Raw genomic sequence first — 14429 nt, forward strand, 5'->3', positions numbered from 1 at the left:
ACCAAAAACCTATATGAAAGCAATCTGGAACAATACCGTTGTGGCTGAAAGCAACGACACCGTTGTGGTGGAAAACAACCATTATTTCCCCGCCGATTCTATAAAGAAAGAGTATTTCGAAGATAGTATCGCGCACACCTCCTGCCCCTGGAAAGGACGCGCCAGCTATTACTCCTTGCGCATCAATGGCGAACTGAACAAGGATGCCGCGTGGTACTACCCCGAACCGAAAGATGCGGCCAAGGAAATTACGGGCCGCGTGGCCTTCTGGAAAGGTGTACAGGTAACAGCATAGCTTAAAACACCTTGCAATTCGTGTAACCTCGTACCAAGTGAAACGGTAAATGCAGTAGGATAACGGCTCGGAAGCAGCCGGCGTCCTACTGCATTTTTTATGAAAGCGCCTGTTGTCTGTCTGGTTCTGGTTTTGTTGATGGCTTGCGATGCTCCCCGGGCCACGGAGGCGTCGGAACCGGCTACGTTGCGCGCTACCGCTACGCCCACTCCCACCGCCACGCCGATTAGCTTTCGGAAAGAGCTGCGCGAAGGCGACCACCGCTTTGTGCTGCAAACCATTGGCGAGGGCTCGAAGCGGCAGATGGAGCTACGCGTGGAAAAGAACGGCCAGGAGGTGGCTACCAACACGCAAGCGGTGGAAGGCACTGTAGAAGATGCCGTAGCTACCAATCTCAACAACGATGATTCTCCGGAGCTCCTAGTCTTTATCACCGACGCGGGCAGCGGCTCCTATGGGCAGCTTATGGGCTACGAGTTCGGCAACCAGGGCCGGCGCACCCTTTCACTGCCCGACCTCAGCGGCGCCGCGGCTAAAGGCTACCAGGGCCACGACACGTTTCGGGTCGAGGGCCAGCAGGTGGTCCGCTCTTTCCCAGTTTATCTGGATGCTGACCCCAACTGCTGTCCGAGCGGTGGCCAGCGGTTGGTGCAGTATAAACTGCCGGCGGGCAGCACCGTTTTTCAGCAAGTAAACTATAGGAACTAAACCCGTTGAGCTTAATTGCAATAAACTTAGATTAATAATAATAAATCTTCGCCGAACAGTCCGACAGAACATCTTTTAGAAAAGATTTAGCGGATTACTGGCCATTGTTTAAACATCTAAAATTTGTATTTCGTATAGAATACAATACCTTGCGCCGATATTTTTAACGCGCCGAACGAGACAGTGTAGAGGATAAGATGCCGGCCCTTACTGCTTGAGTTCCTTCTGCTATTCTCGTACCCCTTTGTGGTTTTGTACGCACAACAGACTTACTCCCACATCCACTCTTCCCTAATCATACTATTATGAAAGCACGTGTTTTAATGTTACTTGGCGCCTCCGTAGTGGCCGCCACTGCCTGCGATTCTTCGCGGGGCATTGTTGAAGACACTTCAGTTGAAACGACGACGGTGGAAAGCACGGTGGCTACCGAGCCAGTCAGCTTTTCACGCGACCTGACGCAAGGCAACGCCCGTTTTGAAATCCGCACGACTGGCTCTTCGGCGCAGCGGCAGCTCACTATCCGTTCTTATCGTGGTGCTGCTCTCACCACCGACCCCGTGCGCCTCGACATCAACGGTGCGGTCCGCGAAGCGGTGACGGGTGACCTGAACGGGAATGGCAAGCCTGAAATCTACATTTTCACGGATGCTTCCTCTGCCAATGGCGGTTTCTACGGCTACGAATTCACGGAACGCAGCTACACCCCCATCACTGGCCCCGGCCTGATTACGGGACCAGCGGCCGTTGGCTATGCCGGCAAAGACACGTACACGCTCAGCAACAACATGCTAAGCCGCTCTTTCCCCATTACGGATGGCACCGCGTCGGCCTCAGCTACGGCTACGGCCGCTACCCCTACCTCTCGCACCATCACCTACAAGCTAGGCGCCGACGGCAAATGGGCAATGGGCCAGGTAATGGACGGACAATAGAAGTCATTTAGCAATTAACAGCCGTTCCAGTGTCTGACCGCCATAGGCCTTAATCGGCTTGGGCGACGGACGCTGGAACGGCTGTTAAATGTTAATTGCTAAATGTTAAACCGTTACTCGATCCACTTGAACTTGTATTCGAGCTTGGGCACTGGCATCCGGTCGGCTACGCGGCGCAAACGGTTAGGTAGGGCCATGATGTAGTCGCGGGCCTTTTCGGCGGTGCTGTTGAGGCCAGTCATTTGGTCGACCTTCCAGGTGTTGATCAGGCCTTCCAAGATGTCGGTGTAGTCTTGGCTGGTGTAAACGCCGAGGCGCTGGGCGGCATCGGTGAAGTGGCCGAAGGTTTTGCCCATTTCAACGCCTAGCTCGCGCATGTAGTGCGCAGGCATCACAATCTTTTTGCGCATCATATCCTCGAAGGCCAGCATCATTTCTGAAGGGTCGACTTCGAAGATTTTCTCTACGAACGTCTGGTACACGCGGGCGTGGCGGGCTTCGTCGCCGGCAATCATGCCGCAGAGCTTCGACAACGAGGCGTCGCCGGCTTTGCGAGCCAGCGTACCAACACGGCGGTGTGAGAGGTTGGTGGCGGCTTCCTGGTAGCTGGTGTACACGAAGGCGCGGTACGGATCGTGAGCGGTGCCAAGGTCGAAACCGTCGGCGATGAGGTGCTGGGTGCTGGCCTCGAACTCGCGCATGTTGACGCGGCCACTAAGGTAGAGGTAGCGGTTGAGCAAGTCGCCGTGGCGGTTTTCCTCGGCCGTCCAGCCCCGGATCCACTGGGCCCAACCGTTGTTCGGGTCCCGGTCCAGGTCGTCTAGCTCGTGAAACCAGGCTTCGTAGTTGGGCAGGGCTTCTTCGGTGATGGTGTCGCCGATGAGCACGGCTAGCAGGTCGTAGCTTAGCTCGCCGGCACGCTCGCGCAGCAGTTTTACTTCGTCGAAGAAGGTATCGAGTCGCGAATCGGGCAGGAAATCGGAGGGTTGCCAGCTATCCTCCACGCTCTTCAGAAACGAGCCGAGATTGGAGCGTAAAAAGGGTTCAATATATTTCAGAACCTCGCTGCGGGAAGTGACGGTGGCAATCATGGTGTTGTAGGGAGAAAGTGCGGGAGAGATGCGGAGCACCAAAGGTATATACTCAGTACCTTCAAATACGCGGAATAAATTCACCTGGACTGCTATAAAATTTTGTCCTTACGCTTATTTCACGATTTCCTCACGCAGCTGGTAGTAACGGAGCGTGTCGGAGGTTGCAGCAAACGGCTTAGGTTGCGGCATGAGTTGCCCGCCTAGTGAGTTATTTGCCTTTAGCTGCTTATTAAGAATGCGGGCTCCCTCAGGAGTAAGCAGCCAGCGCACTTTCGCGCCTGCTCGGGCTAAGCGCCGCATACTTTCTGTGTAGTTGCGGGTACCAGTAAGCTGCTGCCGCCACGCCGCTTGCGAGGCGTTGGCCGTGGTCCAGCCCGAGAGCATCATCATTTTTGTTGGGTGCGGGTCGGGGTTGCGGAACGGGCTGGCAGCTTTATAGGTAATGGGCAGCACATCCGTGATCAACAAAACGTTGGCCGGGAGAGTGGCTGTAAGTTGCGCCCGTAGCTGTTCATTGTGGCGGCGCTCCGCTTCGAGCACCGTATGGCGGTGCCAGGTTTTGTAGGCATACGGGCCGGCCGCCACCGCCAGAGCAACCAGCACCAAGGTCAGGGGGCCGGCAGACGACGACTGCCGGGTTTGCCGCAGCACATATAGCATATTGCTGAGCGCCCAGAAATCGAAAAGAGGCAATCCTACCCGCGGCGGCAGCTTCAGCGCTATACCCAACAAGAACAGCAGGCCCACGTAGCCGGCCTGGGTCAGCCAGAACCACCGCCGCTGCGGCAGTTGCGGCGCCGAGGCCACCCATGTCAGCAGCAGCGCCTGTAGCAGTAGCAGCGGAAAATAATCATGCATCACTAAGCGCAGCATCACCTGCAACTTAGCGGGCGCAGTTTTTCGTAGAAAGGCCCACAAATCAAAGCGAGTTGCTCGCTCGTACAACGCTTCATTAACTAGGGTTGAATCAGCCCGCATACGATAACGGGCCGCTTGCATGCCGAGACTGTCGGAAGCAGTGCAAGGAACGGAGTATATAAGCTGGTAATCAATCAGGTAAACTTCTTGTACATCAATGGTTTGGTAGTCTATTTCCTGCTGGCTACGCATAAAATATAGCACTCCGGCTCCGATGATTGCACAAAGCGTTATTGCACTCAGTACTAACAGCGCCCGCCGGCCGCTTAACCAGTAGGCCCCAGGCACCGCAATCAGCACGCCCATAAAGGCAGGGCTAGGCCGAATCAGCCAGCTAAGTCCAAAGGCGGCAATGGCTAGCAAGAAAGCTCCTCGGCTCTGAGGCCGTTGGGCGGCGAAGAGTACTCCGGCTCCGGTTAGCAGCAGCGGGACGCGCACGTAGTTGAACCACAACCCATGCTCCAACCAAGCCGTCAGGAAAAATAAGACCAACAGCGTCGTAATCTGAACCGGCGGCACCCGCCCTGTTAGTAGGCGGTCGAGAACCGAGAAAACAAGAACTGTAGCTACATAAAGCAGGGCGTAGAGCAGCAAGCCAAACCAAGGCACTGCGGGCGAAACTGCGTAAAGGCTAGCCAGAACGGTGCTTATGCCCCGAAAATATAAGTGCAGATTGGCGACGGGCGCGGCAGCGGCGGTGCCGCGCAGCAGCAGGACGATAGCCGGGTCGTCGTTGGTTTCGAAGTAACAGCCCAAACTCCAACCGGCTGCCAGCAGCAGCAGAGCAGGCAGCAGCACTCGCCGGAACAGGTGGGGAAAGGACAACAAATGGGGAGGCGGTGACAGGTGATTAGGAACAGGTGACAGGCGAGCGAAGAGGTTAGTTTTCTTCCTCTATGGCCAAAGCTAAACAAACAAGCCATGCTTGGTAAACAATGCACATTCTGGAAAGCCCTTGGATACGGGTTGCTACTGCTTTCACCGGCTACCTTCTCCCCTATTATCTCACTATCTCCCACCTTCTCCTTTATCCCTCTTTGCTGTCAGCTCCTCACTTAAGAACCTGTCACCTCACCGGATTTTGCCACCTTTGCTGGCGTGAATCAACGCTGGCTTTTTCGTCTGCCGACTCTGGCGCTGGGCTTGGCGCTCAGCTTCACGGTGGCATTTTTTGCCCTGACGCACGAGGGGCTGTATGACCTTGATGACTTGCTCTACGCCCGCTACGCGCACACGCTGGCCGCTGGCACCTACCGTCCCCTCCCCGACCCGCAGCATACCTTCCACGACCCGTTGCAGGCGCGGCTGCTCGTATTTGGGCCCGTAGCGGGGCTGTACCGGCTGTTCGGAGTCAATATTATTAGCACCACGCTTTGGCCACTGCTTTGCACCATGGGTTGCGCCTGTCTTATTTGGGCGCTGTACCGAAAGCGTGAGCCCGTAGTGGCTGCTGGCACTATACTACTATTGAGCTTACACTACTTTACGCTCAATCTGAGCACCTACCTCTACCCCGACAACGTGCTTATGTTCTGGTGCTTGGCCGGTACGGCCGCCCTGCTCACCGGCCGACGAACCAAGCAAGTGCGACCCGACACCTGGGGTATGGGCTTTGCGGTGCTAAGTTTTGCGGCCTTGCTCTGTAAGGAAACTATTGTTTTTTACCTTCCTTTCTATGTCGGTCTGCTGGCCTGGGATACCTACCGGCGGCGCCACGCTCGATTCTGGCGAGCGGCCTTGGGTACAGGCGGGATGCTACTAGTAGCTTACCTGTCGTACTACCAACTACTGACTCACGACCCGCTCTATCGCTACCATGTCATCGAGCAAACCAACGCCTACATGAGCGACGGCAATTACGTGCAGGGCCGCCGAGGTGCCTTATTGGGCCGCGTAACGTGGGAGCCGCTACGTTTTTTTGTAGGCACTGGCGTAGGGGTGATGTTGGTGCTAGCGGCAACGCTAGTATTCCGCAGGGGTGCGGCCCCAGCCTCGCCTGCTGCCCGCCACCATGACGCTACGTTTTGGGGCGCGTTGGCAGTGGCTACGCTTGCGTTTTACTGGTGGGGCAGTACGTCGTTGCAGGAATACAACCCTATTTCTTTGCAGGCGCGCATGATGACGCCCCTCCTGCCGCCGCTGGCCGTGGCGGCTGGTTTTGGGCTCCGCGCTTTTTGGCAAACAGGACGCGGAGGCTGGCTTATTAGTGGGGTATTGCTCCTATTCGCAGCTTGGCTGCGTAGCGCCGTATCCATTCCCTACGCACTGCTTGGGCTGCTTTTCCTGGGTTTGTCGCTGATGCGGTTACGGCTGCCTGCGCATTTGCGGCCGGGCACGGCCGGCTTGGCTGCCTTGTTGCTGTTCGGGCTGGCGGCGGCGCTGTTGGTGCGGCCGCTATATTTCATGCGCAAGCCCACTGTTTCTTCCCATTTCGCGCAAAGCAGGGTGGTGCAGGCACACCTACAGGCACCAACTCGCGGAGTGGTATTCGTAGATGAGTTTCTGCTACGCACTCACGATTTCTACTATGGTTTTCAGGTACCGCCTGGGCTGCGCTTCCGCAGCTACCTCTCCCGCGACTCGGTGCGGCTAGAGCCCGGCGAGAAAGTTTGGCTGCTGCTCAACCGCAGCACCCTCACCAACGAGGAGCTGACCCGCCAACTCATCCGCTACTCCCCCAATTCAGTGCTGGCCTGGTTTCCGCGGCGAAAACTAGTAGCGCAGGACGGTAAGGTGGAGCTATATGAAGTAGTTAGGTAAGTGGTGCCGGCTGACCCTAGAAGCTGCAACTTCAACGACTTCTGTTGCCCTCCGGGGAAGTCCACCTGAAGGGCGATAGTAGCCGCAGCACGTATGATATTACGCTTGCCAAAACCGCATTTCCAGCGAAATACGCGTGGCATCGGGGTTTAAGTTGACGGCGCCGCCGTGGAGCAGGTAGGGCGAGAACAGAAGGACTTCGCCAGGGCCAGGATTAGGGCGAATAAGTTGTAAGGGCTGAGGGGCGCCTTTCACGCCGGGCACTGTGTAAGTGATGCCATTGTAAACGGCCCCTCCATGGGTGCGCTCGGTTTGGCTTTCGGGCCACCAATGACTGCCGGGAATCAAACACAACGAAGAATCGGCGGTGCTACCGGCTACCGGGACGTAGATGTTGACGCAGTTATCGTAGTCAGGCAGCCACACGTCGCGATGCAGAGGGTTGTTGTCGGAGCGGCCAGGGCGCACGATGCGCAGGTGGAAAATGCGGGCGTCGTCGAAGGGGTTGTGGGCTTGTACGGGCCGGCCACACAGTTCTCCTATGCGGGTTTCCAGCAGGCTGGCCGGCACGGGCAGACGGTCAACCAAATACTCTTTGGTGGTATTCACCACGGCCAGATGCCGTACTTGGTCGTCGCCTATTACGCGGTGATAATCACTTACCGGAAAATCGGGGGCTACGGGCAGGCCCGCGGCCCGCAGCGCCTCGCGTACTAGTTCCGCCAAGCCTTCTTGCAACTGCTGCTGCTCGGTCGGGCCCAGGAAAGGAGCAACCACATAACCAGCGTCGGCCCAGGGTGTGCCAGCCGTCAGATCGACGCTGGTGGCCAGCAATACCCGGTTTTCACCGGGGTTGCTTTCGCCTTCTATCTGGTAGGTAACGAGTCGCTGATTGACGCTGGCTTTCATTGGCGTGTTCGATGGGAGCAATTTCAAGGGCCCACAAGATACTACGACGTTTCGAGGAGCCCCGCATTTCCTGATCCAACGAAAAGCGCGTGGTTCGATGGTTACCTGGCAACGCTCCTACAACTAATTACTAACGGAGTGGTTGCCAGGCCGGAAAACTACCCGACTAGCTTTAATGCTAGTGTGCTGGCTACAACTGGCGGTTTTGCAGCTTTCCTGCCGGGCCACTCAGCTGGCCTTGGCCCGCAGGTGGCTCCACTGCCCTAGCAGCCAGTCCAGCGGCTGCGGCTGGCCAGTTTGCCGTAATAATTCATAGAGAATGGCAGCATCGGCGTTGCTGCCCCAGCGGATGGCTTGGCGCATTTCCCAACGCAAACGCACGGCCAGGGCCACCCACTCATCGGGTGTTTGGCATAGGCGCAGAGCTTTGCGGCAGGTTTGGATGGTGGAAGTTAAATGGGGGTCGCCAGGACGGTAGGCCCGGCGCGACATAGCCTGCGGATGCACGCGTTTTTGGGTGGTTATTTCATCAAGGAAATAGAACGCCCAGTTGCGCGCGGCCCGCACCCAGAAATCAAAGTCTTCATAATACAGTGTTTCGTCGTAGCCGCCTAGCTCGTCGAGTGTGGCCCGGCGCATCATCATGGTAGGCGTGCTGATAAAGTAGCGGCGCAGCACGTCGGCGAAAACGTAGCCCGAGGCGGGCCGGGGGTGCAGCCCCTGTGGAGTGCGGCGGAAGTGAAAGCGGACATGCCGCGAGTCTTCATCTATCAATTCAGCATCGGAATACACCATGCCGTAGTGCGGCGGCAACTGTTGAAAAGCCGCCACTTGCTGCGTTACACGCTGGGGCAGCAACACATCATCGGTGGCAAAATCAATCAGAAATTCACCGCTGGATAAACGGTAGGCCTGGTTGAAAGCGGCACACAAACCCAGATTCCGCGGCTGCTCTACCAGTTGCCACGTCGGATTGGCCTGCGCGTATTGCCGCATGACGGCCAGGCTGCCATCGGTGCTGGCATTATCCACCAGAATGACCTCCAGCCTCGGGTACGACTGCGCCAAAATAGAATCCAGCGCGGCCGGTAGAAAGCGGGCGTGGTTGTAGCACAAAGCCACAATGCTAACGACGGGCAGAGCTACAGAGTCAGGCACTGAATTAGTAAATGAGTGAAAAATTGAGGCCGCCTTACTGTACAGCCCGATGTAGTCTCGTCGTTGCTGAAGTTGTTTAGTATGGCTGTAGTGCAAAAGCGCTGGCTTCGCGCTACACCCTCCGATGCTGTTCAAACCCAGTCGTTCAACCATGAAACGCGAACCGAAGGTCGGCGCAGCCAAGTGTCGCGTCTCTACAGCGGGCTAACCTTCTTATAAAGTAGCGCCTAGCTTTTTGCTTTGGCCGGGTTTCAGCTTCAAGTCTATCACTTTGTCGCCGTAACGGACTTTGGTGCTGGTGCCTTTGATGCTCCGGATGGTGCTGGCTATCAGCTTGCCGTTTTGCCACGCCAGGTCCACCTCGAAGCCGCCGCGGGCGCGCAGGCCTTTTACGCTGCCTTCCTTCCAGGCGTCGGGCAGGGCGGGCAGCAAGTGAATGGCGCCATCATGGCTTTGCAGCAGCATTTCGGTGATGCCGGCAAGGCCCCCAAAGTTGCCGTCGATTTGGAAGGGCGGGTGGGCGCAGAACAGATTGGCGTAGGTTCCACCCCCTTTGTCGTACTGGGTGTTTTCGAGGCCGGTGAGGTGGAGCAGGTTCCGCACCAGCTTGTAGGCGTGGTTGCCGTCGTGGAGGCGGGCCCAGAAGTTGATTTTCCAGGCAATGCTCCAGCCCGTGCCTTCGTCGCCCCGAATTTCCAGGGTGCGCCGGGCCGCCGCCGCTAAACTGGGAGTAGTGAGCGGCGAAATTTCCCGGCCCGGGTGCAAGCCAAACAAGTGCGACACGTGCCGGTGCTGGGGCTCGGCGTCTTCCCAATCCTTATACCACTCTTGCAAATTGCCTTTTTTACCCACGTGAAACGGAAATAACCGGGCCTTCTTCTCCGTCAGCATCTTCCGAAAATCAGCATCTATGCCCAAGACTTCCGACGCTTCTATCACGTTCGTGAACAGGTCCCGAATGATGGACATATCCATGGTGGAGGCCATGGATATGCTGCCTTTGTTGCCTTTCTCGGTGATAAACACGTTTTCCGGCGACGACGAGGGCGCCGTTACCAGCAGCCCGTTTTTGTCGGGCACCAGGTAATCCAAACAAAACACGGCGGCTTCCTTCATCAGCGGATAGGCCATGCTGCGCAGGTAGTCGGCGTTGTTGGTGAAGCGGTAATGCTCCCACAGATGCTGGCTCAGCCAGGGGCTGCCCATATTCCAGTTGGCCCAGGTGGGCGCGCCTTTGCCCAGGTCGCCAACCGGGTTGGAGGTGGCCCAGATGTCGGAATTGTGGTGCACGGCCCAGCCTTTGGCGTTGTAGAAGTTCTTGGCTGTTTCGCGGCCGGTGACGGCGGTGGCCCCAATCAACTCCAGAAAGGGCTCGTGCATTTCCGACAGGTTGGTCGGCTCGGCTGGCCAATAGTTCATCTGGGCGTTGATGTTGGTGGTGTAGTTGCTGCTCCACGGCGGCCGGACTCTGTTGTTCCAGATGCCTTGCAGGTTGGCCGGCAGTCCCCCCGGCCGGGAGCTGGAAATCAGCAGGTAGCGTCCAAACTGGAAGTACAGGGCCTCCAGCGCCGGATCGGTGCCGCCCTCGGCGTACAGCTTCAGACGCTCCAACGTGGATAGGTTAGGCTCCGGGCTTTTATTTAGCGTCAGCGTCACCCGGTTGAAATAGCGCTGATAATCCTGCACGTGGCTGCGGCGGATGGCGGCAAAGCTCTTGGTAATGGCCTTGGTCATGTCGGCGGTGGCCAGTTTGCTTTCGTCTTTGCCGTCTTGATCAGGGCACTTGTCGAAGCCGTTGAAGCTGGTGGCGGCGGAGAGATAGAGCACCACTTCGGTGGCGTTGCGCACGTGCAGGCCGGTGGCGTCGGTGGTGACGCTGCCGTCGGTGTTGCGGGCTTTGAGGCGCATTTCGTAGCGCATGCCCCGGCACGAGCCAGCCGCCTCGTAAATCACCGGCTGCGCGTTGTAATTCACGTAGTTGGGGTCGGCGTGGGAAGGCGCTTTGCCGCGCATCACCAGCTCGTCGGAGCCGTTGGGGGCCACGGTGAATTGAAGCTGGCTCTTGGTGCTGGCATCGAAGGTGAGGCCGCCTTTTTTGCTGCTCTTCAACTGAATGAGGATCACCTGGTCGGGGGTTGACGACAGGATTTCGCGCGTGTACTGGGTATCGCCGACTGTAAACCGAGTACTGGCCGTAGCCTCGGAGACGTTCAGGTCGCGGTAATAATTGGTGGGGGTGCCCGTAAAATCTTGCTTGATAACCAAGTCGCCGAGCGGCATGTAGGCTTCCGTGTACAAGCCCTGAAACTTGTGGCACAGCTCTTCGGCCTTCTTGTAGTCTTCGTTGAAGAGCGCCTCCCGAATCTGGGGCAGGTAGCTGGCGGCCGTAGGGTTGGGGTTCAGGTTGGCCGGTCCGCCCGACCAGAGGCTGCTTTCGTTGAGTTGAATCAGCTCCTCGCCGGGCCGCCCAAACACCATGGCGCCGAGCCGGCCGTTGCCCACGGGCAGCGCCTCGGTCCAGGTGTTGGCGGGCTCCTTGTACCACAGCTTCAGATTCTGCTGGGCCTGGCTTCCCGACAACGCTCCTAGAATCAGACTGCCCATCAACAGCATTTTTTTCACCTGACGCATCACCATAGAAAACTGGGCTTAATGTAAAAGAGTGAGAAGTGAAGTTGTGAAAGGTGAAGGCAAAGAACTCTCTTCACAACTTCACTCTTCCCCTCTCACCGTTGAAGCTTGAGCGGCGGGAATGTATTAAGAATTTCAACGTCGCCAATAGTTGCGGAAGTACCACCCGCACCACAGCAGCAGCAACCCCTGCCGTCCTACTCCTGCCAGCAGGGCCCCATACAGTCCGAAACTTGGCAGCAGCAAAGCCAGCGCCAGCGCGTACACCACGGCCGAACCGGCCTGCACCGCCACGTAGCGCCCCACCTGGGCCTGCGCCGTAAGTATCATGATCAGGGGCCAGGCGATGAAGCGGAACCAGTCGGCTAGCAATTGGGGGGCTAGTAGGCCGGCCGCCGCCGCAAAGCGGGCCTCGAACAGCAGCGGCAGCAGCCAGGCACGCAGGCCGTAAATCAGCAGCAACCCTACCGCCAGCACGGGCACCAGCAGGCGCAGCACCGTGCGCACCCACTGTTTTTGAGCTGCTGGTTGTGCCGCCAGGCTCGCCAAGCGCGGGTAATACACGCTGCTCATGATGGCCGCCAGCACCATGGTGTAGTTGTCGCTGAGCTTGACTACGGCCTGCCACAAGTCGGTTTGAGTTAACCCAAACTGCCGGACCAGCAGCTCGCGCACGGCAAAATCCACGGCTTTGCCGAACAGCAAAAGCCCTATGGCCATCAGCAGGAATTTAGATAGCGCCACCAAAGCCACCTTGCTCAGACGCCCGCGCAGGGGCGGCAACAGTCCGTGGCGCCGGGCCAGCCAAAGCCCGGGGAGCAGCGTAGCACCCTGGGCCAAAAGATACGCCAGCAGTGCCTTGGAGGCGGCAGGCGGACCTTCGGAGTACAATAGCACCACCGCCACCGCCGCCGGCCCTAGCATACTTAGCGTTACGGAAAGGGCAATGTAGGCGCGCAAACGACTGGCTGCCAGCAGCATTGTACCCACCAACGCATATAGCGTAAGGCATACCACCCCTAGCCCGAACAGCAACAGCCAGCCTGGTGTCGGGTGAAACACGCTTACCAGTGGCCCCGGCACCAGCCACAGCAGCCCCAGACCAAGCAGTAGCACAGCGCCGTTCAGGGCTACTGCTGCCCCGAGCCACGCCCGATAGCGCCGGCCAGCGGGTTGCAGCGGAGCCAGGTATTTCACCACGCCCACATGGGTGCCGTCGTTGGGCAGGGTGGTGAACAAGGCCAGCAGGTTTTGAAAGTGCGCCAGCAGCGTGAGGCCGCCCGGCCCGCCGTACACGGCTAGCAGCTTGTTGAGCAACAGCGCCCCCGCCGCCCGCGCGCCCACTGCCACCCCCGATCCTAGTGAGTGGCGCACGAAGCGGCCAATGCCCGCGGCGGGAGCAGTTTCGGGAGCAGACGTTGGAACGGGCGGCATCAGGCGCAAAAGTAGAAGAGTTGCGTCAGTACCCTGAAAACCGCACCCTACCGCCTCTTATCTTAATAGGCTAAAAGAACGTCATGCTGACGACAGGAAGCATCTCGCGTGCTGACATTGCAATGCTAAATGATTTGGCTGCGCCTTTGCGTGGCGCCCTCTTTGGATGGGCTCCTAGAGGAGCTAGGTAGCCAGCACGCAAATTTGTTTGGTGCCAGCACTTCACACCTTAGTTGAGCTTCTACCGTACATTGACCCGGGTTTTACTTCGTTTATGGATTCTCCAACCACTTCCCCCGCTCTGGACCTTGCTCCTGCTAGCTCTTCCAGTGAAGAGCAATTTTCTTACATAGCCGACCGCTCCGCCACCCGATTGGCGCGGGAGCAGCAGGTGGGCCGCCGCCCCGGCACGCTCACCATCCGGGAAGGCTCTCTCAAGCCCCGGCTGTTTTTGCTTTCCTACGACGAGCAGCACTACGAAGAGCAGGAATACAGCAAGTATGATGAGTTGCTAACGCAGTTTCGGGCGCGCCCTGAGCTGCGCCACTGGATCGACGTGCGCGGCTACAACGACCTGCCGCTGCTTGAGCGAATCGTTCAGGATTTTGAACTGCACCCCTTGCAGATGGAAGACGTGCTCAACGACCATCAACGGGCCAAAGTGGATATGTTCGGTGACGACCGCTTGTTTATGGTGTCGCGCATGACGGAATTTACCACCCTGCTCGAAATCGACGACGACCAGCTTTCCCTGTTTACGGGTCCCAACTACGTACTCACTTTTCAGGACGACTACCACGACTGCCTCGAGCCGGTGCGGCAACGGATTCGGTCCGGCTTCAGCCAAATCAAGCGCAAGCCGTCCCTCTATCTGGCCTACGCCATCACCGATGTGGTGCTCGACCACTACTACCCTACCATGGCCGCCATCGGCGACTATATCGAGAAGCTGGAAAACCGAATTCTGGAGGACCGCCCCGACCGGCGGGTGCTTAACCGGATTCTGCGGGTGAAAAAGGACATCATTCGTTTTCGCCAGTTGGTGTTTCCGGAGCGCGAGAAAATTGCGGAAATCCTCCGTCAGCCCGACGAGGTGGTGTCGGCAGAAATGAAGATGTACTTCCGCGACTGCTACGACCACGCCATCCAGGCCCTGGAACTGGCCGAAAGCTACCGTGAATCGGTGAGCAGCCTGGTGGACCTGTTCATGTCCAACCAAAGCAACCGCATGAACGAGGTGATGAAAGTGCTGACCATCATCAGCTCTATTTTCATTCCCCTCAGCTTTGTAGCGGGCGTCTACGGCATGAACTTCTCGCGCGAACAGCCCGACGGCGACATCAACCACCTCAACATGCCCGAGCTCTACGCCCCGTGGGGCTACGTTGGCGTGCTGGCGTTGATGGGACTGATGGTAATAGGCCAGCTTTACTACTTCTATCGCAAAGGCTGGCTCACAAATCGGTGAGTTAGTGATTTAGAGGCGGTTTGAGTTACATTTTCGAAATCACCGAACGAGGTAGAGACGCCTCTTTGCGTCTCGGCGTTGAACGAAATCGGTGGGTTGGTGCAGGCGCCGAGACGCAA

The 14429-nt window shown here is 57.8% G+C and carries 11 protein-coding genes; 5 read left to right on the forward strand and 6 right to left on the reverse strand.

Annotated elements, in window-relative coordinates:
* Positions 1 to 13 precede the first annotated feature (13 nt).
* The 3 genes from VF639_RS07235 to VF639_RS07245 all read left to right on the forward strand — a co-directional run bounded on the left by VF639_RS07235 (position 14) and on the right by VF639_RS07245 (position 1938).
* Positions 14 to 295 carry a DUF427 domain-containing protein gene (locus VF639_RS07235; protein ID WP_331145222.1) on the forward strand — a complete coding sequence of 94 codons (282 nt, stop codon included), beginning with the start codon at positions 14 to 16 and terminating at the stop codon, positions 293 to 295.
* A gap of 99 nt (positions 296 to 394) precedes the next feature.
* Positions 395 to 1003: a PliI family lysozyme inhibitor of I-type lysozyme gene (locus VF639_RS07240; RefSeq protein WP_331145223.1), complete on the forward strand. Its 609-nt coding sequence runs from the start codon at positions 395 to 397 to the stop codon at positions 1001 to 1003.
* A gap of 305 nt (positions 1004 to 1308) precedes the next feature.
* Entirely contained in the window at positions 1309 to 1938 is a 630-nt protein-coding gene (locus tag VF639_RS07245) for a hypothetical protein (protein WP_331145224.1), read from the forward strand.
* A 113-nt stretch (positions 1939 to 2051) separates the two neighbouring features.
* Here VF639_RS07245 and VF639_RS07250 read toward each other — a convergent pair whose 3' ends face one another.
* Together VF639_RS07250 and VF639_RS07255 are read right to left on the reverse strand one after the other, a co-directional pair.
* Positions 2052 to 3029, reverse strand: coding sequence for an acyl-ACP desaturase (locus VF639_RS07250; protein WP_331145225.1), 978 nt, complete (start codon positions 3027 to 3029; stop codon positions 2052 to 2054).
* 114 nt (positions 3030 to 3143) lie between these two features.
* On the reverse strand, positions 3144 to 4775 hold the full coding sequence (locus tag VF639_RS07255; RefSeq protein WP_331145226.1) for a hypothetical protein: 1632 nt from the start codon (positions 4773 to 4775) through the stop codon (positions 3144 to 3146).
* A gap of 273 nt (positions 4776 to 5048) precedes the next feature.
* On the opposite strand from VF639_RS07255, the gene VF639_RS07260 reads away from it, so the two are divergent.
* On the forward strand, positions 5049 to 6710 hold the full coding sequence (locus VF639_RS07260) for an ArnT family glycosyltransferase (protein WP_331145227.1): 1662 nt from the start codon (positions 5049 to 5051) through the stop codon (positions 6708 to 6710).
* 99 nt (positions 6711 to 6809) lie between these two features.
* Here the strand turns inward: VF639_RS07260 and VF639_RS07265 are convergent, their stop codons facing one another.
* The 4 genes from VF639_RS07265 to VF639_RS07280 form a co-directional block, all read right to left on the reverse strand.
* The gene (locus VF639_RS07265) at positions 6810 to 7619 is read right to left on the reverse strand and encodes a phytanoyl-CoA dioxygenase family protein (protein WP_331145228.1); all 810 of its coding nucleotides are present in this window, start codon (positions 7617 to 7619) and stop codon (positions 6810 to 6812) included.
* A 228-nt stretch (positions 7620 to 7847) separates the two neighbouring features.
* Positions 7848 to 8777 carry a glycosyltransferase family 2 protein gene (locus tag VF639_RS07270; protein ID WP_331145229.1) on the reverse strand — a complete coding sequence of 310 codons (930 nt, stop codon included), beginning with the start codon at positions 8775 to 8777 and terminating at the stop codon, positions 7848 to 7850.
* A 213-nt stretch (positions 8778 to 8990) separates the two neighbouring features.
* The gene (locus VF639_RS07275) at positions 8991 to 11414 is read right to left on the reverse strand and encodes a glycoside hydrolase family 95 protein (RefSeq protein ID WP_331145230.1); all 2424 of its coding nucleotides are present in this window, start codon (positions 11412 to 11414) and stop codon (positions 8991 to 8993) included.
* 129 nt (positions 11415 to 11543) lie between these two features.
* Positions 11544 to 12842, reverse strand: coding sequence for an MATE family efflux transporter (locus VF639_RS07280; RefSeq protein WP_331145231.1), 1299 nt, complete (start codon positions 12840 to 12842; stop codon positions 11544 to 11546).
* 274 nt (positions 12843 to 13116) lie between these two features.
* Between VF639_RS07280 and corA the strand changes: the two genes are divergently transcribed.
* Positions 13117 to 14310, forward strand: coding sequence for a magnesium/cobalt transporter CorA (corA, locus tag VF639_RS07285; protein ID WP_331145232.1), 1194 nt, complete (start codon positions 13117 to 13119; stop codon positions 14308 to 14310).
* Positions 14311 to 14429 lie beyond the last annotated feature (119 nt).

Origin of the sequence: Hymenobacter sp. (assembly GCF_036387835.1) — a bacterium.
Classification (GTDB): domain Bacteria; phylum Bacteroidota; class Bacteroidia; order Cytophagales; family Hymenobacteraceae; genus Hymenobacter.